The sequence below is a fragment of the Spirosoma flavus genome, from assembly GCF_054778555.1.
This window is the reverse complement of sequence record NZ_BAAGZL010000002.1, coordinates 320,170-343,606: the sequence shown is the minus strand read 5'-3', so window position 1 is coordinate 343,606 and position 23,437 is coordinate 320,170. Positions and strand designations below refer to the sequence as shown.

Annotated in this window: 20 protein-coding genes and 1 other RNA gene; 11 read left to right on the top strand and 10 right to left on the bottom strand. The window is 49.6% G+C overall.

The features are described from left to right. Positions 1-271: 271 nt before the first annotated feature. From ACYVF1_RS10485 to ACYVF1_RS10465, 5 genes are all read left to right on the top strand, one after another. On the top strand, positions 272-2,377 hold the full coding sequence (locus tag ACYVF1_RS10485; RefSeq protein WP_461078378.1) for a bifunctional aldolase/short-chain dehydrogenase: 2,106 nt from the start codon (positions 272-274) through the stop codon (positions 2,375-2,377). An 89-nt stretch (positions 2,378-2,466) separates the two neighbouring features. Continuing rightward, positions 2,467-3,741, top strand: coding sequence for a sugar isomerase (locus ACYVF1_RS10480; protein ID WP_461078376.1), 1,275 nt, complete (start codon positions 2,467-2,469; stop codon positions 3,739-3,741). Positions 3,742-3,877: 136 nt separating this feature from the next. Further along, complete coding sequence (locus ACYVF1_RS10475; protein ID WP_461080719.1) at positions 3,878-5,272, top strand: FGGY-family carbohydrate kinase; 1,395 nt, start codon at positions 3,878-3,880, stop codon at positions 5,270-5,272. A 251-nt stretch (positions 5,273-5,523) separates the two neighbouring features. Further along, positions 5,524-5,838 (top strand): L-rhamnose mutarotase, encoded by a 315-nt coding sequence (gene rhaM, locus ACYVF1_RS10470; protein WP_461078374.1) that lies wholly within the window; start codon positions 5,524-5,526, stop codon positions 5,836-5,838. A 36-nt stretch (positions 5,839-5,874) separates the two neighbouring features. After that, positions 5,875-6,918, top strand: coding sequence for a sialidase family protein (locus tag ACYVF1_RS10465; protein WP_461078372.1), 1,044 nt, complete (start codon positions 5,875-5,877; stop codon positions 6,916-6,918). A gap of 69 nt (positions 6,919-6,987) precedes the next feature. Here the strand turns inward: ACYVF1_RS10465 and ACYVF1_RS10460 are convergent, their stop codons facing one another. Next, positions 6,988-7,971: a YihY/virulence factor BrkB family protein gene (locus ACYVF1_RS10460; RefSeq protein WP_461078370.1), complete on the bottom strand. Its 984-nt coding sequence runs from the start codon at positions 7,969-7,971 to the stop codon at positions 6,988-6,990. Positions 7,972-8,230: 259 nt separating this feature from the next. Here ACYVF1_RS10460 and ACYVF1_RS10455 point away from each other — a divergent pair, with 259 nt between their 5' ends. From ACYVF1_RS10455 to ACYVF1_RS10445, 3 genes are read left to right on the top strand one after another with little or no spacing between them, the layout of a single operon-like run. Further along, entirely contained in the window at positions 8,231-8,785 is a 555-nt protein-coding gene (locus ACYVF1_RS10455) for a (2Fe-2S)-binding protein (protein ID WP_461078368.1), read from the top strand. Next, a complete protein-coding gene (locus ACYVF1_RS10450) occupies positions 8,782-9,789 on the top strand; it encodes an FAD binding domain-containing protein (protein WP_461078366.1) in 1,008 nt (335 codons plus the stop codon). The genes ACYVF1_RS10455 and ACYVF1_RS10450 overlap by 4 nt, the downstream gene beginning before the upstream one ends. After that, positions 9,786-12,032, top strand: a complete 2,247-nt coding sequence (locus ACYVF1_RS10445; protein WP_461078364.1) for a xanthine dehydrogenase family protein molybdopterin-binding subunit — start codon at positions 9,786-9,788, stop codon at positions 12,030-12,032. Before ACYVF1_RS10450 ends, ACYVF1_RS10445 begins: the two co-directional genes overlap by 4 nt. 111 nt (positions 12,033-12,143) lie before the next feature. On the opposite strand, the gene ACYVF1_RS10440 is transcribed toward ACYVF1_RS10445, so the two are convergent. The 8 genes from ACYVF1_RS10440 to ACYVF1_RS10405 form a co-directional block, all read right to left on the bottom strand. After that, positions 12,144-12,707 carry a DUF4256 domain-containing protein gene (locus tag ACYVF1_RS10440; RefSeq protein WP_461078362.1) on the bottom strand — a complete coding sequence of 188 codons (564 nt, stop codon included), beginning with the start codon at positions 12,705-12,707 and terminating at the stop codon, positions 12,144-12,146. Positions 12,708-12,712: 5 nt separating this feature from the next. Next, entirely contained in the window at positions 12,713-13,105 is a 393-nt protein-coding gene (locus ACYVF1_RS10435; protein WP_461078360.1) for a DoxX family protein, read from the bottom strand. After that, positions 13,089-13,571, bottom strand: coding sequence for an SRPBCC domain-containing protein (locus tag ACYVF1_RS10430; RefSeq protein ID WP_461078358.1), 483 nt, complete (start codon positions 13,569-13,571; stop codon positions 13,089-13,091). The genes ACYVF1_RS10435 and ACYVF1_RS10430 overlap by 17 nt, the downstream gene beginning before the upstream one ends. A 6-nt stretch (positions 13,572-13,577) precedes the next feature. After that, entirely contained in the window at positions 13,578-13,901 is a 324-nt protein-coding gene (locus tag ACYVF1_RS10425) for an ArsR/SmtB family transcription factor (protein WP_461078356.1), read from the bottom strand. Positions 13,902-14,037: 136 nt separating this feature from the next. Beyond that, positions 14,038-15,630, bottom strand: a complete 1,593-nt coding sequence (locus tag ACYVF1_RS10420; RefSeq protein ID WP_461078354.1) for a serine hydrolase domain-containing protein — start codon at positions 15,628-15,630, stop codon at positions 14,038-14,040. A 206-nt stretch (positions 15,631-15,836) separates the two neighbouring features. Beyond that, entirely contained in the window at positions 15,837-16,805 is a 969-nt protein-coding gene (locus ACYVF1_RS10415; protein WP_461078352.1) for a sugar phosphate isomerase/epimerase family protein, read from the bottom strand. A gap of 83 nt (positions 16,806-16,888) precedes the next feature. Next, positions 16,889-19,840 (bottom strand): PQQ-dependent sugar dehydrogenase, encoded by a 2,952-nt coding sequence (locus ACYVF1_RS10410; protein ID WP_461078351.1) that lies wholly within the window; start codon positions 19,838-19,840, stop codon positions 16,889-16,891. A 356-nt stretch (positions 19,841-20,196) separates the two neighbouring features. After that, complete coding sequence (locus ACYVF1_RS10405; RefSeq protein ID WP_461078349.1) at positions 20,197-20,739, bottom strand: DUF6580 family putative transport protein; 543 nt, start codon at positions 20,737-20,739, stop codon at positions 20,197-20,199. Positions 20,740-21,006: 267 nt separating this feature from the next. Here ACYVF1_RS10405 and ACYVF1_RS10400 point away from each other — a divergent pair, with 267 nt between their 5' ends. Both ACYVF1_RS10400 and ACYVF1_RS10395 read left to right on the top strand, forming a co-directional pair. Next, on the top strand, positions 21,007-21,780 hold the full coding sequence (locus ACYVF1_RS10400; protein ID WP_461078347.1) for a helix-turn-helix domain-containing protein: 774 nt from the start codon (positions 21,007-21,009) through the stop codon (positions 21,778-21,780). Between the two features lie 62 nt (positions 21,781-21,842). Then, a complete protein-coding gene (locus ACYVF1_RS10395) occupies positions 21,843-22,187 on the top strand; it encodes a YciI family protein (protein WP_461078346.1) in 345 nt (114 codons plus the stop codon). Here the strand turns inward: ACYVF1_RS10395 and ACYVF1_RS10390 are convergent. Beyond that, positions 22,176-22,817 (bottom strand): hypothetical protein, encoded by a 642-nt coding sequence (locus ACYVF1_RS10390; protein WP_461078344.1) that lies wholly within the window; start codon positions 22,815-22,817, stop codon positions 22,176-22,178. The two genes, ACYVF1_RS10395 and ACYVF1_RS10390, sit on opposite strands and share 12 nt — an antisense overlap. A 160-nt stretch (positions 22,818-22,977) precedes the next feature. On the opposite strand from ACYVF1_RS10390, the gene ssrA reads away from it, so the two are divergent. Further along, positions 22,978-23,351, top strand: a transfer-messenger RNA (tmRNA) gene (gene ssrA, locus ACYVF1_RS10385). Positions 23,352-23,437 lie beyond the last annotated feature (86 nt).

Below are 23,437 nucleotides of genomic sequence, written 5' to 3'. Positions count from 1 at the left end.
TTAATGAAATATGAATGATAATTGGAACACTTGTTTTTCAGAAACACCGGGTAATCATATTTTTTAACAAATTTATCTACAACTACTCCCCAACTTACCTGTTCTCTCCTGTTACGCTTCGCGTATGGGTCATTTTCGGAGTTAGATTTCCACGCAGTCAAGCGAAGGTGTCAAAAAATTTAATTACAGGAGAGTACATGAAGCAGGAGAAATCAAATTAAACGTACTTTGCTAAAACAAGATTACAGATAGATACTACTTACTCCAATTTATGAATACGACGCAAGCGTTCAACTACGTAAGCTATCTCTGGGATGAGAAAAAGGCGGCCGAACTCGCCGGCGACGAAGTAGCCCTGTTTATTTACCGCTCAAATCTGCTCGGAGCCGACCTTCGACTGACCAACTACGCTGGCGGCAATACGTCCGTTAAGTTGATGGAAACCAATCCGTTGACTGGCGATCCTGTTGAGGTGATGTGGGTGAAAGGTTCAGGCGGGGACATTGGTACGCTTACTAAAAAGGGTTGTGCGAACCTCTACGTAGAGCGGTTGCATGCGTTGAAAAGCCGGTATCGCGGACTGGCCCATGAAGACGAAATGGTGGGTCTGTTCGACCACTGCCTGTTCGATCCTAAATGTGCTGCCCCTTCCATTGATACGCCCTTACACGGGCTGCTACCTTATAAACACATCGACCACCTGCATCCGGATGCGCTGATTGCCATTGCCGCCAGCAAAGACGGCGAGGCCATTATGCACGAAATCTGGGGTGATAAGATGGCTTGGATTCCCTGGCAGCGCCCTGGTTTCGACCTAGGCCTGAAACTGGAAGAAGCCGTTCAGAAAAATCCAAATTTACGGGGGATTATCCTCGGCGGGCATGGTCTGTTTACCTGGGGGGAAACGTCTTATGAATCGTACATCAATACGTTGGAAGTAATTGAGCAGGCGTCGGAATACCTGCACCAGAACTTTGGTAAAAAACGGCCTGTTTTCGGTGGCGTAGCCCGCGAAAATACGGATGCTGATACGCGCAAAAAACTGGCAGCCGACCTGATGCCAACGTTGCGTGGTCTGGCGTCGAGCTACCGCCAGATGATTGGCCACTTTACCGACGACCCGCGCGTTCTGGAATTCGTAAACTCGAACGATCTGCCCCGACTGGCACGTTTGGGAACGAGCTGCCCCGACCACTTCTTACGTACTAAAATCCGTCCGCTGGTACTTGATCCTGAGCAAATTACTGGCGCCGATAGTGCTACGTATCTGGAAAAAGCCTTTGAAGACTACCGGGCCGATTATACCGCCTATTACGAGCGTTGCAAACACGACAACAGCCCTGCTATCCGCGACCCAAATCCGGTCGTATTGCTGTGGCCGGGGGTGGGTATGATCACGTTCGCCAAAGACAAGCAGACGGCGCGGGTAGCGGCTGAGTTCTATACCAACGCCATCAACGTAATGAAAGGCGCCGAAGCCGTTTCGGACTACGTTGGACTGCCCGAGCAGGAAGCGTTCGACATTGAATACTGGTTGCTGGAAGAAGCGAAATTGCAACGGATGCCGAAGCCAAAACCGCTGTCGGGCAAGATCGCTCTGATTACGGGTAGTGCCGGCGGAATTGGAAAAGCTATCGCCAAGAAATTCCTGTCGGAAGGCGCTGTCGTGGTGATCAACGACAACGACGCCGACCGTCTGGCGGGTGCGAAAGATGAATTCCAGAAGCAATACGGCAAAGATGCGTATGCTGCCGATCAGTTGGACGTAACGAATGCCGAAACCATTGCCGCTACGTTCGATACCGCTACGTTAGCGTTTGGTGGCGTCGATATTGTGGTGAACTGCGCTGGATTGAGTATTTCTAAACCCATCGAAGAGCACACTGAAAAAGACTGGGATTTGCTATACGACGTACTGGTGAAAGGTCAATTCCTGGTGACGCAGAAAGGCGTCGAAATTATGCGCAAGCAGAAACTGGGTGGCGACGTTATCAACATCGTTAGTAAAAACGCCCTGGTATCGGGTCCGAACAACGCGGGTTACGGTTCAGCTAAAGCGGCCCAACTGCACCTGAGTCGCCTGAACGCGGCTGAGTTAGGCAAAGACCATATCCGTGTGAACGTAGTAAACCCCGACGCCGTTATCTCCGATTCCAAAATCTGGGCGGGCGCCTGGGCCGAAGGTCGTGCTAAAGCGTATGGCATCACTGTCGCTGAACTTCCAGCTTACTACGCGAAACGTACCTTGCTGAACGAAATCATTCTGCCTGACGATATCGCCAATGCTTGCCTGGCCTGCGTCAATGGTCTGCTTGCCAAATCAACCGGCAACGTACTGAACGTAGATGGTGGCGTCGCCATGGCATTTGTGCGGTAGAAATATTGACTAATCGATAATGTAGAATGAATGATGGGTGAAAGTAACCCCATTATTTATTCTACATTATTCATTAAACCTGAACCCTTATGCAAATCGAACGGGAACACATAGCGGATTATAACCAGAGTCAACTGGAAGGACACCAGCGAAAACTGTCGTACTGGACGCAGGAGGTTGCCAAGGCGGAACCGATTATTCAGAAACTGATTGAATTTCAGGTAGCTATTCCGAGCTGGGCGCTGGGTACGGGTGGTACGCGCTTCGGGCGGTTCCCGGGTGGGGGAGAGCCCCGTTCGCTGGAAGAGAAAATTGCCGACGTAGGTTTACTTCACGCCCTGAATCGTGCGAGTGGCGCCATTTCGTTGCATATCCCCTGGGATATCCCGACGGATCCACAAGCTATTAAACAATTAGCCGCTCAGAATGGACTACGTTTCGACGCGGTAAACTCCAATACGTTCCAGGATCAGGCTGACCAATCCCTGAGCTATAAATTCGGCTCGCTGCAACATACGGATGCTTCCGTACGGCAGCAGGCGATTGAGCATAACATCGACGTAATAAAACACGGTGTTGCGCTGGGTTCTGATTCGCTGACGGTCTGGCTGTCAGATGGTTCCTGTTTTCCGGGGCAACTGAATTTTCGTAAAGCCTTCGACCGTACCCTGGACAGTCTGGCCCAAATCTATGCCGCGCTCCCCGACGCCTGGAAGATGTTCGTGGAATACAAAGCCTTTGAGCCGAATTTCTATTCGATGACCGTAGGCGACTGGGGCAGCAGTTTCTTATATGCCAATAAACTCGGTCCAAAAGCTTATACGCTTGTTGACTTAGGTCATCACCTACCGAATGCCAACATCGAGCAGATTGTCGCGATTTTGCTGCATCAGGGCAAACTCGGCGGTTTCCACTTCAACGATTCGAAATATGGTGACGATGATTTAACCGTCGGCAGCATTCGCCCGTACCAACTGTTCCTGATTTTCACGGAATTGGTGGACGGTATGGACGCTCGCGGTATGAATCACGCTAAAGACCTTGGCTGGATGATCGACGCTAGCCACAATGTAAAAGACCCGCTTGAAGACCTACTTCAGTCGGTCGAAGCCATTCAACTGGCCTATGCGCAAGCCTTACTGGTTGATCGGGAAGCGCTGGAAGAAGCTCGTGAAGCTAACGACCCCGTTCGGGCGCAGGAAATACTTCAGGATGCCTTCCGTACCGATGTGCGCCCACTAGTTGCCGAAGCGCGTCGTCGGGCTGGTGCCGCCTTAAACCCACTTGGACTCTTCCGCAAATTAGACGTTCGCCAGCAACTCATCGGCGAACGTGGTGCCAAAACTTTCGCCACGGGACTATAAACAATGGCGAAAGAGTGAATGAATGAAATCGGACCGCCGAAGCGGAGCGAATTCCATCCGGCAGAATATGTTGCGTCAGCTTTTCGCTCCGCTTCGGCGGTCCGATTTCACTCATTTGCTCTTTCACTCTTTATACATGAACGTTGTTGCTATTTTCGACATTGGGAAGACGAACAAAAAACTGTTTCTTTTTGATGAACAGTACCGGATTGTCTGGGAAAAATCGGAACAGTTTGATGAGATTTCAGACGAAGACGGGGATTCGTGCGAAGACGTAAATCGGCTTCGAAATTGGGTCACTACGTCGCTGGAGGAGGTGTTACGTCTGCCCCAGTTCGCCGTGAAGGCTGTCAATGTCTCTGGTTACGGAGCTAGTATAGTGTATATTGACAAAGACGGTGAGCCGGTCGGGCAACTGTATAATTACCTGAAAGCCTATCCTGCTACGTTGTCGCAGCAGTTTTTTGGTACGTATGGGCCAGAAATAGAGTTAACGCGCCAGACGGCCTCACCTTCGCTGGGAAGTTTGAATTCAGGACTTCAGGTATATCGTATGAAATATGAGCAACCTGAACTTTTCGATAAACTGACCTACGCGCTGCACCTGCCGCAATACATTAGTTACCTCATTACCAAGTGGCCCGTCTCCGACATGACCAGTGTCGGCTGCCATACCATGCTTTGGGATTTCGACCGGCAGCAATACCACAAATGGGTCACCGATGAAGAAATAGATAGTCGACTGGCTCCCATTGTTGCTTCCGACTCGGTTCAGACTGTAACGATTGACGGTACGTCGCTCCAGGCAGGGGTTGGTTTGCACGATAGCTCATCGGCACTGGTACCCTATCTGGCATCGTTTCAGGAACCATTTGTACTAATTTCGACGGGAACGTGGTGCATCAGTATGAACCCGTTCAACAACCGTCCGCTGACGCCAGAAGAGTTGCAGTACGATTGCCTCAATTACATGCATTACAAAGGTCAGCCGGTGAAATCGGCGCGACTGTTTGCGGGCTATGAGCACGAACAGCAGATAAAACGGCTGGCTGTGCATTTTCAAGTACCTGTTGATCAATACGTTCGCGTTGCTTATAATCCAAAAATTATTGACCAGCTACGTCAGCGAAACAGCCAGGTAACAACGGGAGCCGACGCCAAGGGGAATCAACTGCTTTCCATGAAAGGATCGCTGTTCGGGCAGCGCGAACTGACTGATTTTGCCGATTATACCGAAGCCTATCACCAGCTTATACTCGACATCGTAGCCCAACAATTGATTTCAACGAATCTGGTGCTGGCCGGTTCACCCGTCAAGCGCATTTTTGTTGATGGGGGGTTTGGCAAAAATCCGATCTACATGAATCTGCTGGCGATTGCTTTTCCCAGCATTGACGTGTATGCTGCATCAGTTGCACAGGCTTCGGCCCTGGGGGCTGCACTGGCCATTCACCAACACTGGAATTCGCATCCATTGCCAGGCGATTGCGTTGATCTCAAAAAATACACCGCATCCGTAACCGTACACTGACTTTAAATTGACTGAATGTAAGTCCTTTACTACGTTCAGTCTGACAAGAAGGAGAGTCTGTCTAAAATGAGGCTGGCTAATACGTTCGACAGTAAACCAGCTCTGAAGGTGACGGTCCCGGATGTTTCCTGCTGGCCGGAACCGAATTATTTAAGATGAAACGATAGTCTTAATGTCAAATTCAACGTATCAATAACGTGAGAACGTCCGGTGGCTCGGCTGGAACATAGCCATTGAATCAACCTTTGTATATGGAAGAGATTGCCTTTACGATGAAACTTAAACCCGGCGTTGAAGCTGAGTATTTACGCCGTCATGATGAAATATGGCCCGAGCTATCCGCCTTATTAACGGAAGCGGGTATTCGCGATTATTCTATTTTTCTTGACCGTGCTTCCGGAATGCTCTTTGCCGTGCAGAAGCGCACGCTCAACCACACCGCCGATACGTTGCCTGAACAGGCCATTATGCAGAAATGGTGGGCTTATATGGCCGATTTGATGGATACGTATCCCGATAATTCGCCCGTAGCGATACGTCTGGAACGGGTCTTTCACATGGATTAAGCGTACATTCAGCCTCCATTCACTTTTACCAAGTACATGAAAAAATATTGGTTACTCCTTTTTGCAACACTGTCTATAGCCATACCCAAACTTTCGGCGCAGCCAGATAACCCCGCTGTTCGTCAACGTGAGTTTATTTACGAGAAGGCTCCATTCCCCGAATGCCACGCTTCGACGCTGGCCGAGACGCCATCTGGTATTGTGGCCGCCTGGTTTGGTGGGACGGAAGAACGTAACCCGGATGTTGGTATTTGGGTGAGTAGTCGGAGCAAAACGGGTTGGTCAACACCGGTAGAGGTGGCAGATGGCGTACAGCCCGATGGTAAACGATTACCCTGCTGGAATCCAGTTCTGTTTCAGGTTCCAAAAGGCGAATTAATACTGTTTTATAAAGTGGGACCAAGTCCGTCAACCTGGTGGGGCTTGTTAAAGCGCTCGAACGATAACGGTAAAACCTGGTCAGCAGCCGAGAGACTACCCGATGGGATCCTGGGGCCAATTAAAAACAAACCCGTTCTGTTGCCCTCCGGTGTATTGCTGTGCCCAACCAGTTCGGAAGACAATAACTGGCGAGTACATTTCGAGATGACCAGTAATTGGGGCAAAACCTGGACCCGAACACCAGCCATCAACGACGGTGTTAACGACGGAGCCATTCAGCCGAGCGTGTTGTTCCACCCGAACGGCCAGCTGCAGATTCTTTGCCGTAGCCAGAAATTGGGCTTTATTCAGGAGGCCTGGTCGAAAGATGGGGGCAAAACCTGGTCGAAGCTGGAAAAAACGGAGCTTCCTAACCCAAACTCTGGCACCGATGCCGTTACGTTGAAAGATGGCCGACAAGTATTGGTGTATAATCCTACGACAAGAACAGGGAACAAAAACGGCCCACGTACGCCACTCGACGTAGCGATTTCTAAAGATGGTAAAACCTGGAAAACGCTGGCTGTGCTTGAAAATGAACCCGGCGAATATTCGTATCCGGCTGTCATTCAAACGGATGATGGGCTTGTACACGTAACGTATACCTGGAAACGTCAGCGTGTTCGGCACGTAGTACTTGACGCGAATAAAATGCCCTAATGAATTGAGTAATAAATGCTGTAGACTGAATAATGGCTGTTTTGTACATTATTCAGTCTACAGCATTTATTACTTTTTCGCTTCTTCCATTTTTTTCTCCGTCGGAATATGGGAAACGTCGCGTTCCTGTTCGGTTTGTTCGACGTACACCGCGTAGTCAGCGGGTTCGATTTTAATGCCAAAATGATTGGCATAAGCCTGCGTGAATTCCGCACCGAAATACAGAATAGCTGCGGTATAATAAATCCAGGTGAGAATCACAATCAGCGATCCAGCCGCCCCATACGCAGAACTGGTGCCAGTCGTGTTGATGTATAACCCAATTAAATATTGTCCCAGCATAAAGAGTAACGCCGTAAAAATTGCCCCCCAGCGAACATCTTTCCAGGCAATTTTAGCATCGGGGAGTACCTTGAAAATGACGGCAAATAATAGGGCGATTACGGCCGTACTGATTGTAAAATTGACGGCCATGATGATATAGACGCCTACGCCCGGGATGAAGCGTACCAGATAATCGCTCATGGCGGCTACGATTCCATTGATAATCAGCGAAACCATCAACAGAAAACCCAGGCTGACCACCAATGATGATGATAATAATCGGTCTTTCAGAAGCTTTACCCACCCCCGTTTCGGTTTTGGCTTCACCCGCCAAATTAAGTTGATCGAATCCTGAATCTCGATAAACAGACTGCTGGCACCAATCAGTAACGTAACAATACCAATAACCAGCGCCGTATTGGTTTTACCCGACAGCTCAACACTTTTGATCATTTCCTGAATCTGTTTGGCTGCTTCATTACCCACCAGTCCATTGATCTGTGAGAAAATTTGTCCGCGTATGGCCTCTTCTCCTAAGAAAATACTGAATAGGGAAATAATAAGGACTAGCAGTGGCGCCAGTGAGAACACGGTGTAATAAGCCAGGGCTGCGCTCAATTTCAGGCAACGGTCATCCTGAAACCCATTAAATGCATCTTTGAGCATAACCCAGAGATTGGAGAAGAAACCTTCTTTAGGCTTCTTGGTCCTGGTTTTGCTGGTCGGCATAGGTATAGAGTTTGCGAATAATTTCGGGTATATCCGCGTGATTAGATTTGCCATGTGTATCAATAATTTCAAGCGTGCTCAAGGCAAGCTCGATCAATAGGGATAACTACATCGGGGAAAACTTGTTACCATTGAGGCTTATAAAGGGCATTTTGATAGCCATAAAATGAGAAAAGCTCCTTTAATTTATTTTTTTGAACAACCTGTCTGATTAGTGGTTCGAACAGTACATGGAGTCAATAGACTTATACTGAACGCTATGAACCTTACTACGGAAGCTCCTCCTTTACCCCATACTGCACCGTCGTTACCTGATACCCATGCGGTTAGACTGACAGTCAACGGCAACGAAACCGAATTACAACTGGCTCCCTGGACTTCGCTGCTCGACGCACTACGTGAGTACATGCACCTGACCGGTACCAAAAAAGGCTGCGACCACGGTCAATGTGGGGCCTGCACGGTTTTAGTTGATGGTAAACGGATCAATTCCTGCCTGACACTGGCCATTATGCAGGAAGGAAAATCGATTACAACCATCGAAGGAATAGCCCAGTCGGAAGGAACTGATACGTCGGAACGTAACGACCTGCACCCCTTGCAGCAGGCATTTATCGAACACGACGCTTTTCAGTGCGGCTACTGTACACCTGGACAGATTTGTTCGGCGATTGGAATGATGCGCGAAGGCCACGCAAAAACAACCGATGATATACGCGAACTAATGAGCGGAAACATCTGTCGCTGTGGGGCTTACCCCAATATTGTTACAGCTATCCAGTCAGTTATTCACCCGAACCCCGCTACGTTATGAACCCATTTGCCTACACACGGGTCGAGGGCGTCAGCAACGCTGTGCGCGAACGGGCTTCGGAAGAGACTGCTAAATTCATTGCGGGCGGAACGAACCTCATCGACCTGATGAAGGAAAACGTAGAACGTCCTTCGCGATTGATTGATATTACACACCTGCCGCTGGCCACCATCGATGATACCGAAACGGATGGGATTCTATTGGGCGCCCTCATGACCAATGCAGATACCGCGTATCATCCCAAGATAACGGAACGCTATCCGCTGCTTTCGAAGGCGATTCTCGCAGGCGCGTCGCCCCAACTTCGGAACATGGCAACCGATGGCGGTAATTTAATGCAACGGACCCGCTGCTACTATTTCTACGACGTAGCGACACCCTGTAATAAGCGAGAACCCGGTTCTGGTTGCTCAGCCATTGAGGGGTATAATCGGATACACGCTATTTTAGGCACGCAGGCCGCCAATCGGGATATTCATTGCATCGCTACGCATCCGTCGGATATGTGCGTGGCGTTGGCTGCGCTCGAAGCCGTTGTCCACGTTACGGGGCCGTATGGCGAACGTAGCATTCCTTTTGCGGAGTTTCACCGATTGCCGGGAGATACGCCCCACATCGACAATACCCTCCAACCTGATGAGCTGATAACAGCCATTGAGTTGCCCGCACGTGGTTTCCCAGCCTATTATGCCTACATCAAACTACGCGACCGTACATCCTATGCATTTGCGCTGGTGTCGGTTGCGGCAGCGCTGGAACTGGAAAACGGACGCATCGCTGAAGCCCGGATTGCCTTGGGGGGCGTGGCGCATAAACCTTGGCGACGACCGGAGGTAGAGGCTCTGTTGTACGATAAGGCACCGTCTAAAGATGCTTTTCAGCAGGTCGCTGAAGCCATGCTGGAAGGCGCTCAGGGATTTGGACACAATACGTTTAAAATAGAACTGGCTAAACGGGCTATCGTGCGAGCGCTGTTGGAGGCCGCAAATCTTAATACGTTATGATGCAGTACGTTGGAAAACCGTTGAGCCGTGTCGATGGCTACGATAAAGTGACCGGAAAAGCCAAATATGCGGCTGAGTTCGACGTACCGGATTTGCTGTATGGCTACGTAGTGAACAGCGCGATCACGAAAGGGAAAATCAAACGTATCGACGCGCAGGATGCCCTGAGTTTGCCAGGCGTAGTGAAAGTTTTTACGCACGAAAATCGCCCAAAAATCGCCTGGTTCGACATGAGCTATAAGGACCAGGATGCGCCCCCTGGTTCACCTTTCCGTCCACTGCGCGATGAAAACATTGTGTACAATGCACAACCCATTGCGCTGGTCGTAGCCGAGACATTCGAGTTGGCTCGGTATGCGGCTTCGCTGGTTAAAGTTGATTACGAAGAAGTTAAGCACGAAACCGCCGTGGAGTTGAATCGACACAAAGGGCGTAAACCTTCTGTGGGTATGGCTACGCTGTTTAAGCCTGGCCCACCGAAACCACGCGGTAATTTTGAAGAAGCCTTCAATGCGTCGCCGGTGCAGATGACCGGCGAATTCATGCACAGTATGGAGCATCATAACCCGATGGAAATGTTTGCCAGTACGGTGATGTATGAAAAAGGACGTCATAAATCGGGGGGGCGTTATACGATTTATGACAAAACTCAGGGCGTAACAAACAGCATTCTGTACGTAGCGCAGGTATTTGATATTCCATTCAAAGATATTCGGGTAATCTCGCCTTACGTTGGTGGTGCTTTTGGATCTGGATTGCGCCCTCAGTATCAATTATTTATGGCTGTAATGGCTGCTCGTGAATTGAAACGGTCGGTACGGGTGACGTTGACGCGCCAGCAAATGTTTTCGCTTGGGTATCGTCCGGCTAACGTGCAGACGTTGGCGCTGGGCGCATCAGCTGATGGCAAAATGACAGCACTCTATCATGGCGTTGCGTCAGAAACATCTCAGTACGAAGATTATACTGAAGTGATTGCCAATTGGGGCGCGATGCTGTACCCGGTTGAGAATTACAAACTTGAACACAAGTTGGTGCACCTGGACGTAGCAACGCCCATGGATATGCGGGCGCCGGGTGGCGTTACAGGTGTTTCCGCCCTCGAATGTGCTGTCGATGAGCTCGCTTATAACGCGGGTATCGATCCCGTTGAATTTCGACTCAGAAACTATACTGAGCGCGACCAGATTGCCGATCTGCCGTATTCCAGCAAAGAATTGCGGGAATGTTTTCGACAAGGAGCCGAACGTTTTGGCTGGATGAAGCGAAATCCGGAACCGCGCTCCATGCGTCGGGGCAGTACACTTATTGGTTGGGGGATAGCTACCGGAATCTGGGACGCGTATCACATGCCCGCCCGCGCCGAAGCGGTGCTGATGGTGAATGGAAAATTACGCGTAAGCAGCGCCACCGCCGATATTGGCACCGGTACGTATACCATCATGACGCAGATTGCCGCCGATACGTTGGGGATGCCAATTGAGGACGTCATGTTTAAACTCGGAGATAGTGATATGCCGGCCGCTCCCATCGAAGGGGGCTCCTGGACAGCCGCTACGGTTGGTACGGCTGTGAAAACAGTTTGCGACGATTTAGCCAAAAAGCTTTTCAAAATCGCACGCAAAATGCCTAATTCACCCTTTGCCAAATCCGCGTTTACAGACGTCGTATTTGCCGATAAAGCGATTCGATTGAAAAATGATACGTCTGTTTCGGTATCCTTGCGGGCCGTTGTTGACGCTAATGGGGGAGCTGCTGTTCGAGAAACATCGTCTGCGTTGCCGAACCTGTTCAAGCAGCGAAAATACGCTCGGGCTACGCATTCGGCAGCCTTTGCGGAGGTAGAAGTTGATGAAGATTTTGGTACGGTTCGCGTAACACGTCTCGTAAGCGCCGTTGCCGCCGGGAAGATTCTGAATCCCAAAACGGCACGTAGCCAGATCATTGGCGGTATGGTGTGGGGCATCAGCAAGGCGCTGGAGGAAGAAAGCGTGATGGACAATCAATTTGGCCGAATTATGAACCACAACCTGGCCGAATACCACGTAGCGGTCAACGCCGATGTACAGGACCTCGATGTGATTTTTGTAGAGGAACACGATGATATTGTGAACCCGCTGGGTGTGAAAGGAGTAGGAGAGATTGGGCTGGTCGCAGTTCCGGCAGCTATTGCCAACGCCGTTTTTCACGCTACTGGTAAACGCATCCGAACGTTGCCCATTACGTTAGACAAGCTGATGTAAACGAATGTTATTTGTTATCATGCTGACGAAGGAAGCAGCTTACCATATCATGAACGGCAAGTGATGATACGTTAAGATGTTTCCTTCGTCAGCGTGGCATAAACGAACAAACTATACGATAAGCGAGCCACGGAATCCTCTCACACCATAGTACGATTCTGCTCCATTATGATATAGAAAAACCGTATCATAGCGAAAATCACAAAAAAGTGCACCACCAAGTTTTCGAATGGCTGAGGGCGTTTTTACCCAACTCGATGTTTTCGCATCAAACTTTCCGAATTTTTGTAGTTCACGATATTCATCCTCCGTTAATAGCTCGATGCCCATGTCGGCTGCCATCCCGACCGCGCTATTACCCGGTTTGTTTTCTTTCCTTGATTCCAGCGCTTCGTGGTCGTAACAGATACTTCGGCGGCCTTTTGGCGTTTCGGCTGAGCAATCGATAAAAATGAAATTACCCGTAGTCGCATCACTACTTACTACGTCGGGCTCACCACCAGTGCTCTCCATTTCATTGAGCGACCATAACTTAGCCGGATTTACTTCAAGCTTAGCTTGAACATCGGCCCAGTTGATTCCCTGGTGACGGTTCGTATGTTTCTCAAAACGAGTTTTCAATACGTTGATTAATGCTTCCCGCTGTTCGGGCATCAATTCCTTTTTGTTGTTCATTCTATTTATTGGTTTACAAAAACAAGTTTTCTGTCAACAGGCCTGAAGTACCAGGACGCAAGCGTAAGAACTAGGAGCAGCAAAGCAGGTATGATTGAACTGATCTCATCCCTCGATGCGAAATGCGAAAAGATTGCTCCCGACATCATGAAGAAGAAACCGGCATAAGCCCATTCTTTCACTAGAGGAAATTTGGGGACAAGTAGAGCAACGACGCCCATAATCTTGCAGACGCCCAGCAGGGTTAGCAGATAAGCAGGATAACCCTCATGCGTGATCATATCAAGTCCGCCCTGGCCCTCTTTTACATTCATTAACTGGACTACGCCAGTCGACAGCATTCCTAAAGCGAGCCAGAGGGTTGCTACCCAATACATGATTTTATTGCGTTTTGCCATGATACATGATGTTGTTTACTACGTTCTGCAAACGATTGTGTGCCATATTAATACCTTTCACAAAGGGCAATTGCATGATCTGATCGCGCAGGGCGGTTGATTTGTAAATGACATGCATCGTGAGTTTGCTCGTATCATCTGTGAGGGATTCAAATTCCAGAAACTCAAGCTGGACACCAAAAGGAGTATTCTCCATTTCGAACGTCCGGGTGATTTTATGGTTTGGCGCAAAGTCATGGATTGTTCCATTAAATCCATATTTGTTTCCTTTTGGATCGGTTGTTACAAACTGATAACCACCGTGCTTCTTATTATCCAGTTTCAGTACTTTCGTTCCCATCCACTGCTCCACGATATCGGGTTCAACGTAAGCTTTAAACAGCAGTTCCAACGGCAAATCAAACTCTCTGGTTATCACCAGTTCCTGCTTACCGTTTTCCGCATGGACTTTCGTTTTCTGTTCCATGGTGTTTTATTGCTTGGATTGATAGTTTTTCATGATGGCTTCCAGTTTATTGAATCGGTCGTCCCACATCTGGCGAAATGGCTCGATAAAATCGGCGACTTCTTTCATTTTTAAAGCATTGATGTGATAGTACATTTCTCTGCCGTTCTGTTCCTGTTTTAGCAATTCGCACTCAGTGAGAATTTGAAGGTGTTTGGAAACGGTTGGTCGGGCGGTGTCGAAATTGGCTGCGATGGCACCGGCAGTCATAGATTGCGTAGCAACCAGCAGCAGGATAGCCCGCCTTGTTGGGTCGGCTATGGCTTGGAATACATCTCGTCGTAAGTTCATCGTGTAGTTATTTGACTACAAATATACGTGTAGTTATTTGACTACGCAATTTTTCGTAAAAAAGCCTGCAAAGTTTTTCAATTAAAAAACTTTGCAGGCTTTTCAAACACGCGCTACGTTCCCGGTAGGCTTTTTTTTAGGCGACAAGTTTTCCGGACAGTGTAGGTCGCTGGTCTTTGGCAGTGCTGATTTTCGAGAGGCTTTTCTGAAATTCAACCTGAACACTGCTAGCGTCGAACTTACACGTAACGGTGTCGTAGTGAGCGGTTTCGACAAATCGCCAGGTCATCACGAATGTATTGGCGTCCTGCCAGGTGCCACTGCCTGCGACTTTCCGGTCTTCGCTACCCGGGACTGGAGTCGACGTGAGCAGCAGTTGAGTAATGGGAAAGGTCGTGGTTCCTTCAACCCAACGGTTCACGCCACACAGAACCTGATGGCTTCCTTTATCGTCTTGTACCTTGAAAATACAACCATCTTTCCCGAACGTCAGCGAAACGTCTTTGATGTGGAGCGAGTTCTCGGCAATAGCATAGGTTTTACCGCTAATCTGATTGGCAACCGTAGTAGCGGGTTGCGAATTTTCGGGCAGAAGAGTGAGCGTTGCTAACTTTTTAGTGAGCGCAGCCTGTTTTGTTTTGGCCGCAGCCAGATCGGTTCCCCGAAGGGCGGGCAAAATATGGTTCCATACGGCATCCAGAACGCCCTGCATATTCGCTGTTTCGGACGTAATGGCTATGACCGCATCTTCTTTCGGGAGAACGATACAGTATTGACCGAACGCACCATCGCCCCGATAGGCATCGTTTCGGCACCGCCAGAACTGGTAACCATATCCCTGAATCCAGTCGTTTACAGCCGCATCGCCCTTACCGCCTTTCGATTGTACTTCGGCACGGGTCGCATCGTTGATCCAGTTTTCCTGAATCAGTCGTTTGCCATTCCACATGCCTTTTTGCAGGTAAAGTTGTCCGAATTTGGCGATATCTTCCGTACGGACACGTAGCCCCCAGCCCCCCGTATTGATTCCCTGTGGCGATACTTCCCAATCCTCGCCTTCAATGCCCAATGGGCCAAACAACCGAGGTTTCAGATAGTCTAAAACAGTTTGACCCGTCAGTTTTTGCACAATGGCGGAGAGCATATACGTAGCACCACTGTTATAAACGAAGAACGTACCCGGTTCATGTTCAACGGGTTGTGCAAGAAAGGACTTTACCCAACTGGTCTCATTATTACCACGCAGGGCACCCGTAGTATCTTTGTCGTGTCCCGTGGACATAGTCAGCAAATCTTTCACACGCATGGCGGCTAGATTCGCACTGACGGTTGCTGGTACGTCGTCCGGAAAAAACTTCACCACTTTGTCTTCCACCGTCAGCCGTTTTTCGGCCACCGCCATGCCGACCGCCGTCGACGTAAAACTTTTGCTGAGCGAATACAGCGTGTGTTTGTATTGGGGCGCGTAGGGAGCCCACCAGCCTTCGGCCACCACCTGCCCGTGGCGGACTACCATCACACTATGCACGTTGAGTTTGCTTGATTCGATGCTAGTTACGAAATCGAGCAAGCCACCGGGAGCAACACCCTGTGCCTCAGGAAAACTGCGAGGTAGTTTGCCCGTTTTGTAGGGGAACGAAATACCCGCTGCTGGCAGCGACGAAGCCACAATCAATCCAGCTGCGCCGAAGCCAAGTTGCTGGAGGAAATTTCTACGATTTAATTGCATAAGGGTCGGGATGGAATCAATTGGGGTTTCTGCAGAAAAGCCGGAAAGCGGATTACCCTACTATCCAATCTGAACAGGTTCATGAGGATTTTATCGAACTGACTGACGAATATTTTTCGGGAAAATTTCCAGTTCAGGAATAAAAAAGGGATAAGTATGGAATTAACCCCATATTTATCCCTTTTGCTACGTAGTAACGTAATACGTTAAGCCAGAATCTTGGTCAGATTTTGGTAGCTCGTCTGCACACTGTCGATAGAAGGAGCCATGTCCTGCTCGACGAAGAAATACTTCATTCCGGCGATGTCGGCAGCCGCAAATGCCTTCTTGAAATCGACTACGCCGTTGCCCACTTCGGTGAGGGTTTTTAGGTCCTGCTTGATATCTTTCGTATGCCAGAGCGGGAATCGGCCAGGATGCTCTTTAAATAAAGCAACCGGATCTTTACCGGCTTTGGTTGCCCAGGCCAGGTCTAACTCCATCTTTACCAAGTCTTTATCCGTCTGTGATAAAATCAGTTCATACGGTGTTTTACCGCCTTCGACGGAATCGAATTCAGTAGCGTGGTTGTGGTAGGCAAAACCGACCTTGGCTTTCTTGCAGGCTTCGCCCGTTTTCTGAAATACCTCAATGGATTTGTTGATTTCGTCTACCGTAGCCACGGGCGTGCTGGCGCAGACCAGGTAGGTAAGTCCAGCTTCGGCCGCATCATCTACCAACTGCTGGTAATTATCGCGCAGACTCAGCATTGGCGGCATTTTCGAAAAATCCATGCCTGGCCGTTGCGCGCCAGCTGGCCCTTGCCCCGGATTGGCACTGCCCGGTTGAGCAGCCGGAGGGGTAGGGCGAGGGCGGAAAGGCGCTCCCATGGCATGGTGCGCCCGCCAGTGCATGCCCAGATCTTCTACCAGTTGTTTGAACTCTTTGGGTTTATAACCATAGTAGCCGCCCCGTGTGCTAAAGGCCGATTCAATTTCCTTATAGCCAATAGCCGCCACTTTTTCCAGCGTCGCTTTCGGGTCTTCGTTCATCTGCCGGAACAGCGTAAACAACTGAAGGCCAATAGGCCGCGCAGCCGTCGGCGTCCACAGGTTTTCGGCAGAAGCGTAAGAAGTCACCGCCAGCCCACCGAGCGCCAGCCCTGAATTTTTGAGAAAATCTCGTCTTGATACCATGTTCTTTTTGCGAATCACCGCCTGGGGCATTTTGGTAGGGCAACGGCTAAGCAGCCCTTTTCTCCTACAATGCCCTGGGCGGTTTATTTCTTGACATTGTTAAACGTAATGGTCGACAGGGAGAGCAGCGGCTCAATGTCGCGGGCCTTATCGTTTTTGAAAACAAAGTACACATCGTGAATGCCACTCACCGCTTTCAGATCGGCTTTGAGCGGAGTAGGTCCACGGAACGTAAAACCTCCACCGGCAGGGGCCGCGGCTGTAGTCTGGCTGGTCGGTGCCGACGTAGCAGGGGCTGCTGGGGTTGGCGTTGGGGCAGACGTATTACTCGCAACGGTTGACGTAGATGTTGGGGACGTAGTAACACCACCCGCATTTTGAATGGCTGTCGCTGTGGCAGGTGCACCACCCATGCGCCGTTCGGTAACTGCTACGTTGGTTTCGCCAACCAAGTCACCCGTGGGCGAATCGAGCCGGATTTCGATGGTGCCCCCTACGCTGCCTTCCCGTTTCTGAGCCTGGGCCGCCAATTCCAGTTGCTTGATTCCGGTGAGATCGATTTGTTTAAACGCGATGTAGCCATTGGCACGTGGTATTACGTTGATTCCCCGTCCCATACCCTGACCTTTCAGTTCCGCTTCTTTGACAATTGGAGCGTCTGATGCGTTCAGTTGAGGGCTACGGAGCACAATGCTCTTTTCGCTCGTCTGCGTCGGAATATTTTTCACACCACTGGCCGAATTGCCTCTATCGGTATAAGCCGCCCGGATGATAACCGAACCGCGACCATTGTCACCTTCCGGAATTTTTGGCGTGAACGTTCCTTCGGTGGGCAACGTACTGAACGTCTTATCCGTTACGTGCAGAATGTAATTGACAATCGTGCCCGCGTCGGCAACCGACATAGCCGGGTGAGCTGGCATGGCTACGTCGCCCCATACACCGACACCGCCACTACGTATTTTTTTAACCAGTTTGTCCGTAATACCACCATCGCCTTTGTATTTCGTGGCAACATCCACAAACGATGGGCCAACCGATTTGGTCGATACCTGATGACATACCTTGCAGTCGCTTTGGGTAATCAGGGCCTGCGCTACGGCATATTGAGTCGAAGCATCGACGCTACGTTGTCCCTGCGTTACTTCGGCTAAATCGAATCCTTCCGATGTATAATCGATGCTCATCGCTACGCGGCCGGGTGCAATTTTGCCCGTCGATAGCGTGCCATCTTCTTTATCCGCTACCTGAACGGCGTATTGAATTGGTTGATTCGGGAAGAAGAACGTTTTGTTACTCGCCAGACTGATATTGACTTTAGGCGGCTCATTTCCGGCTACGATACGTATCGATTTGCTGTTACTAGCCCCTTGCGGGTCGGTTACGGTCAAGGTAGCCGTATAAACGCCAGCCTTGGCAAACGGTACGTTCGGATTGGCCGTGTTAAACACGCGGGGAGCCGCCCCAGGTGACGCGATTTTCCACTGGTATTTCAACGCATCGCCGTCGTAATCTTTAGTACCATCAGCCGACAACGTAGCCTGAAACGGGACCGTGCCACCCGTCGTGCTGGCCGATGCCTGAACGTTGGGTTTGCGGTTGCCTCCGTTGTACTCGATACGTACCAGCCGGGAGTTGTCGCTTTTGCGGAACCAGTTGCTACCGTATTCCAGTACGTACATATCGCCATCGGGCCCAAACTTCATGTCGATTGGTTCGACAGGGTGGTAACTTGGTAAAACGCGCTCCATCGATACGTAGTCGCCCTGCTCGTTCATGGTGATGGCCATAATCCAGCCCCGCGAAAAGTCGGTAGCAATCCACTTATTCTCGTAATACGCCGGCCAGGGGCGTTTGGCATTTTTAAAATCGGACTGGTGGTAAATTGGTCCACCCGTAGCGCTACGTGCGCCCGAGCCCACCAGCGGAAATTTCTCAGAAACGCCGTAGGGATAGTAAATGAACGACGGAGCCACCGGCGGCAATTCGGTCAAGCCCGTATTATTGGGCGATGAATTGATAGTTTTCTTTGGATCTTTTTTCTCCAGCGGCTTATTCGTCGCATAGTCGAAAACCGGGAATGCCTGATCGTTACCCACGAACCACGGCCAGCCGAAGTTACCGGGTTTACGGGCCTGGTTCATTTCGTCGTAGCCGCGTGGGCCAATTTCGGAGTCCTCGCTGGCATCAGGGCCAACTTCGCCCCAATAGATGTAGCCCGTTTTGCTATCGATGGAAATGCGCCAGGGGTTGCGGTGGCCCATGCTGTAAATCTCAGGGCGGGTTTTGGCGGTGCCTTTTGGGAACAGGTTTCCGTCGGGGATGGTATACGTACCATCGGCTTCGGGGTGGATACGTAGTATTTTCCCGCGCAGATCGTTCGTATTGCCCGCGTGCCCCTGATCGTCCCAACTACTGCGTCCGGGGCGTTCGTCGGTCTGGGCGGCCTGCTGGTTGCCGGTGTTGTTGCCGACAGTCAGGTAGAGATTTCCGGCGCGGTCCCAGGTCATACCGCCACCCGTGTGGCAGCAAACTTCGCGTTGCGTACCCACTTCCAGCATCACTTTTTCGGAGCCTTGTACGAGCTTATCGTTCTGTAATTGCCAGCGGGTCAGCAGATGTTTCTTTTCCGTGGGGTGCGCGTAGTACAGGTAAACCCAATGATTCTTGTCGAAATTGGGGTCCAGGGAGAGTCCCATCAACCCTTCTTCGGCTTCCCGCGATACACCTTCAGCGCTCACGTATTTCGTGTTGACCGGAATAGTGGCAATCAGGTCGGTCGTTTTCGTAACGGGATCGTATTTCCGGAAGGCGCCTTTACGCTCGGCGATATAAACGGTGCCATCTTTTAATACTTCAAAAGCCATCGGCTCGTCTAAATCGTCGGCAACGACTACGGGCGTAAACCGACTCTCATCGGGCTTGGGGGGCTCATCCTGCCCGATAAATGCCGTCAGTCCAACGGCCAGCCCGGTCCGAAGAACGTAACGTAAAGAACGTGTAAGCCACGCGTAAGTATGCGTACTGGTTATCATAGGTTTAACAGGTATAAAAATCAGATAGGGTGATCAGAAGATGAAGCCGGAATACTTGACTTTTTACTTTGCTGTTGAAGCATTTACGTCTATTGTATCGAAGTGATACAATGGTAGCAGGAATCTTCGAAAGCGCCAAATATTATCGACCAAATCGGGGAGAACGTCGACGTTTTCGATACGGGGTGATAGCGTTATATAGTTGTAGCGGGTTAGAGTTCGCTGAACCAGGACAATGTTTTGAGATAGTAAATCCTATAATTCTATGACGCTACAAATTTTCCACCTTTATCCGGTTGAATAAAAAAAAGCACAACCGTTATGATTGTGCTTTTGTCAGGAGTAAAACTGTTTGATCAGGCATGTAGGGGACGTAATACTACGAATCGTTGCTGAAGCAGATAGTACGCTCCAAATAATAATCCGCTGAAAAACAGATCGCCCAGGATTCCGTTCAGGAAAAAGGACGTACCGTTATAAAAGGCCATTCCGGCAACGTAGCAACTCGTCAGACCCGCCAGCGTTTGCGGGTAGAACGTACTGCCGTACCAGACAGCGAAGTTGGTAATCAGAAAGAACAGGAGGGAAGATGCCAGCGAAGCTGCCGCTACTTTCCACACCGTCGGCCGACGTAGCGCCCACAAACCCAGCAGCCACGTCAGACCGAAACTAACGTATACAGACTCCATGTTGCCATGAAAGCCAATCACTACGTCGCTCAGGAGCATAGCGGCCAGCGGAGCCACCAGGCCCAGCCACTTCCGCTCGAACGTAGCGGCACCAAAGAGCGCTAAGGCAGCTACGGGGGTAAAATTGTACCAATGCGGTAAAATGCGAAACAGAGCCGTTGTCAACACCAGGAGAGTCAGCGTAGTCAGGCGAATATGAAGCGGTTTCATGAATGCAATAATATAGTTAACGGAAACGAACTGCTACGAACGTAGTGATGTGCCGTGTTTTCGCTGCAAAGATAGTCCCGGAAACAGAGATCGCCAAGCTAATCCGAAGTAGGATAGACAGCGAATGCAGCATAAAGGCTAATAAAGGGAGATCGACAATTTGGAAAGTAGATATCTTGATATCGGTACAGCGGGAACATTGACAAGATGAACTATGTATAATTCCCAGTGTGCCTGATCGCCTAAAATTCAGATAGTCAAGAGCTAATGGAAACGACTGAATACCTGCCAACTGAACAGTTACAGCCTTACATTAAGGCGTATCGGATGATTGAAAGTAAGGACGAGCTCGTAAACAGAATTCTTCCCGGTACGTCATTCACGATTGCTTTTCGCTTTAGAGGACAGATTTCCGATCGGCGTGAATCTGCCCATGTAATCCTGCCCACAATAACCTTTTCGGGCTTACGGAAATCGGTCCGGCTTTTTCACTACGCCCCTGATTCAGCGGCTTTAGTTGTGCAGTTTAACGAGGCCGGTATAAATGCTTTCTTCAGGCAGCCGCTTCACGAATTGTTTGAAGAAAGCGTTTCGCTGGACACTTTTTTCCCTCAAACTGAAATGTCGATACTAGAAGAGCAACTCGCTGAAGCTGCCCATAATCCAGCTAGAATAGCCCTTGTTGAGCGGTTTTTGTGTTCGAAACTCATCAATCATAAACCCGACAGGCTCGTATCCGAAGCAATACGTAGCATGTATTCATCCAACGGGCTGATCAGCGTTAAAGAGCTGGCCAGCGATTTATGCATCAGCCAGGATGCTTTTGAAAAGCGGTTCAGGAAAGTGGCCGGGACAACGCCTAAGCAGTTTGCCTCCATAATCAGAATGAAAGCAATTATTCGCCAACACGATTCGCCGGCTTCGTTCCTCGATCTAGCGCTTGATAACGGGTATTACGACCAGCCTCATTTTAATAAAGACTTCAAGCTTTTTACAGGACTGACACCAACGGATTTCTTTAAATCGGTTCGGTATTGGTAATCAATGATTTTTTACAAGGATTGAGTAACTGCTAAGCTGACCTTTGTTTAAAAAACAAGCAAATGAAACAGTTTAGTTTATTAGTGAGGGTGCCTGATACGTATACGAGCGAACAGGCAAAACTGGTAAATCCGGAATGGGACAAATTACTCGACATCTGGAAAACTGAAGGTGTTTACGTGATCAGTTTTGCGTTTCCCGGTGAAAGTCACACGGTATCAGGAGCCGAAAAAACAGTGAAAAAGGAATCGGTTTTTTCGGGCAATCTCAGAGTAGTAAGCCAGCTCGTTATTCGGGCAGAAGGCGCAGAACAGGCTTTGGAACGAGCGAAATCCTGTCCCATAGTAGCGTACGGCGGAACCGTAGAAGTCCGTGAAATTCCGAAGCCAATTGTGTTAATTAGCTGAGTAGTGATATAAATAGGCGATAAGTCGCTCGAAGTACACCTGTTCGTAGGGATTTTGCGTCTGGTGGATCAGGCGGTGTCGATACCTATCGACCAGCCCGTCGAAGTGGGCATTGTGATTCAGACGAGCGGTAATGAGTCCTTTGTAACAACGATGCGTCTGGTTATATACGTACTGGCAGGGTTGCCCTGGCTGCTCATTCAGTAATCGGTCGAGGGTTGGCAGAGAGCAGGATTCGGTTAAAAAATGAAAGCCAGCTGTCTGGAAAAACTGCTCAATCTGTTGGCAGTTCGCGCGTAGTTCAGCATCCGAATGAATACTATATCGGGTAGTTGGAAACCCGTTGAATTTACCAATAGAAACGAGCAACGTATTAGCGTCGGCGCGCAGGTCGATCAGGTTATTAAGAAATTGCTGGGCAATCTGCTCAACCTGTTCATTACGACAGCCCACATGCACATCCAGAACAGTTTCGTCGCCGTGAAAAACCGGAGAAAGCAGTACGTTCTGAAAGCCAATCTCGGTCTGACGTCGATACTGTTTTTTCTCGGGCATCCAGGTAAACTGATTCGCTTCGAAGAACGGCGTCAGGCACTGATACAGATTTGTTTCAAAAGGGGTAAAAGTCATGGTCGGACGAAGGGTTTGTGCTGGGATAACTAATTATACCTCAATAAGTTTACGCTATCGGCTTATCTAGGGGAAAGGTATACTACGTTGCAGACGAACCAAACAAGGCTGTTTTCAGTTAATCAAGTACACGTCTATTTATACGGGTACGTGTCAACCTGGGGACGACCGGAATTGACAGCTTGTTGAGGTCGCGTGTAAGCATGTCGGGAGTTGACGGAATTTCCCGCCCTAACAAATCGTCAAAACAATAACTGGCGAGTATAACTACGCCATGGCTGCCTAATCCGGAGGATTAAGCAATAGCCATTGTCTCCCCGGCCTACGTGCTGCTGGCTGGATCAGGAGGCATCGACTCGCAGCGCTGGCTCGGTTTATGGTGTTAACGGCCGAGTAAGAAACAAGCACCTACGGATGACGCTTGGTCTGGTACACACCGGGCCGATTCCCGACAATCCTAAGTGTACCTAAACATGTAGAAAGCACGTCGGTTTCCTGGACTGGACGAGGGTTCAAATCCCTCCGTCTCCACAAATGAGCCTGTAAATCAAATACTTATTAGTATTATAGGCAGTATTACACACAGAATCGGAGTATACGTAAGGTATATTCCGATTCTG

What these genes read in the sequence shown, in the direction of transcription:
- ACYVF1_RS10485 (WP_461078378.1), top strand. Translation starts at nt 272, where the DNA reads ATGAATACGACGCAAGCGTTCAACTACGTAAGCTATCTCTGGGATGAG.
- ACYVF1_RS10480 (WP_461078376.1), top strand. Translation starts at nt 2,467, where the DNA reads ATGCAAATCGAACGGGAACACATAGCGGATTATAACCAGAGTCAACTG.
- ACYVF1_RS10475 (WP_461080719.1), top strand. Translation starts at nt 3,878, where the DNA reads ATGAACGTTGTTGCTATTTTCGACATTGGGAAGACGAACAAAAAACTG.
- rhaM (WP_461078374.1), top strand. Translation starts at nt 5,524, where the DNA reads ATGGAAGAGATTGCCTTTACGATGAAACTTAAACCCGGCGTTGAAGCT.
- ACYVF1_RS10465 (WP_461078372.1), top strand. Translation starts at nt 5,875, where the DNA reads ATGAAAAAATATTGGTTACTCCTTTTTGCAACACTGTCTATAGCCATA.
- ACYVF1_RS10460 (WP_461078370.1), bottom strand. Translation starts at nt 7,971, where the DNA reads ATGCCGACCAGCAAAACCAGGACCAAGAAGCCTAAAGAAGGTTTCTTC.
- ACYVF1_RS10455 (WP_461078368.1), top strand. Translation starts at nt 8,231, where the DNA reads ATGAACCTTACTACGGAAGCTCCTCCTTTACCCCATACTGCACCGTCG.
- ACYVF1_RS10450 (WP_461078366.1), top strand. Translation starts at nt 8,782, where the DNA reads ATGAACCCATTTGCCTACACACGGGTCGAGGGCGTCAGCAACGCTGTG.
- ACYVF1_RS10445 (WP_461078364.1), top strand. Translation starts at nt 9,786, where the DNA reads ATGATGCAGTACGTTGGAAAACCGTTGAGCCGTGTCGATGGCTACGAT.
- ACYVF1_RS10440 (WP_461078362.1), bottom strand. Translation starts at nt 12,707, where the DNA reads ATGAACAACAAAAAGGAATTGATGCCCGAACAGCGGGAAGCATTAATC.
- ACYVF1_RS10435 (WP_461078360.1), bottom strand. Translation starts at nt 13,105, where the DNA reads ATGGCAAAACGCAATAAAATCATGTATTGGGTAGCAACCCTCTGGCTC.
- ACYVF1_RS10430 (WP_461078358.1), bottom strand. Translation starts at nt 13,571, where the DNA reads ATGGAACAGAAAACGAAAGTCCATGCGGAAAACGGTAAGCAGGAACTG.
- ACYVF1_RS10425 (WP_461078356.1), bottom strand. Translation starts at nt 13,901, where the DNA reads ATGAACTTACGACGAGATGTATTCCAAGCCATAGCCGACCCAACAAGG.
- ACYVF1_RS10420 (WP_461078354.1), bottom strand. Translation starts at nt 15,630, where the DNA reads ATGCAATTAAATCGTAGAAATTTCCTCCAGCAACTTGGCTTCGGCGCA.
- ACYVF1_RS10415 (WP_461078352.1), bottom strand. Translation starts at nt 16,805, where the DNA reads ATGGTATCAAGACGAGATTTTCTCAAAAATTCAGGGCTGGCGCTCGGT.
- ACYVF1_RS10410 (WP_461078351.1), bottom strand. Translation starts at nt 19,840, where the DNA reads ATGATAACCAGTACGCATACTTACGCGTGGCTTACACGTTCTTTACGT.
- ACYVF1_RS10405 (WP_461078349.1), bottom strand. Translation starts at nt 20,739, where the DNA reads ATGAAACCGCTTCATATTCGCCTGACTACGCTGACTCTCCTGGTGTTG.
- ACYVF1_RS10400 (WP_461078347.1), top strand. Translation starts at nt 21,007, where the DNA reads ATGGAAACGACTGAATACCTGCCAACTGAACAGTTACAGCCTTACATT.
- ACYVF1_RS10395 (WP_461078346.1), top strand. Translation starts at nt 21,843, where the DNA reads ATGAAACAGTTTAGTTTATTAGTGAGGGTGCCTGATACGTATACGAGC.
- ACYVF1_RS10390 (WP_461078344.1), bottom strand. Translation starts at nt 22,817, where the DNA reads ATGACTTTTACCCCTTTTGAAACAAATCTGTATCAGTGCCTGACGCCG.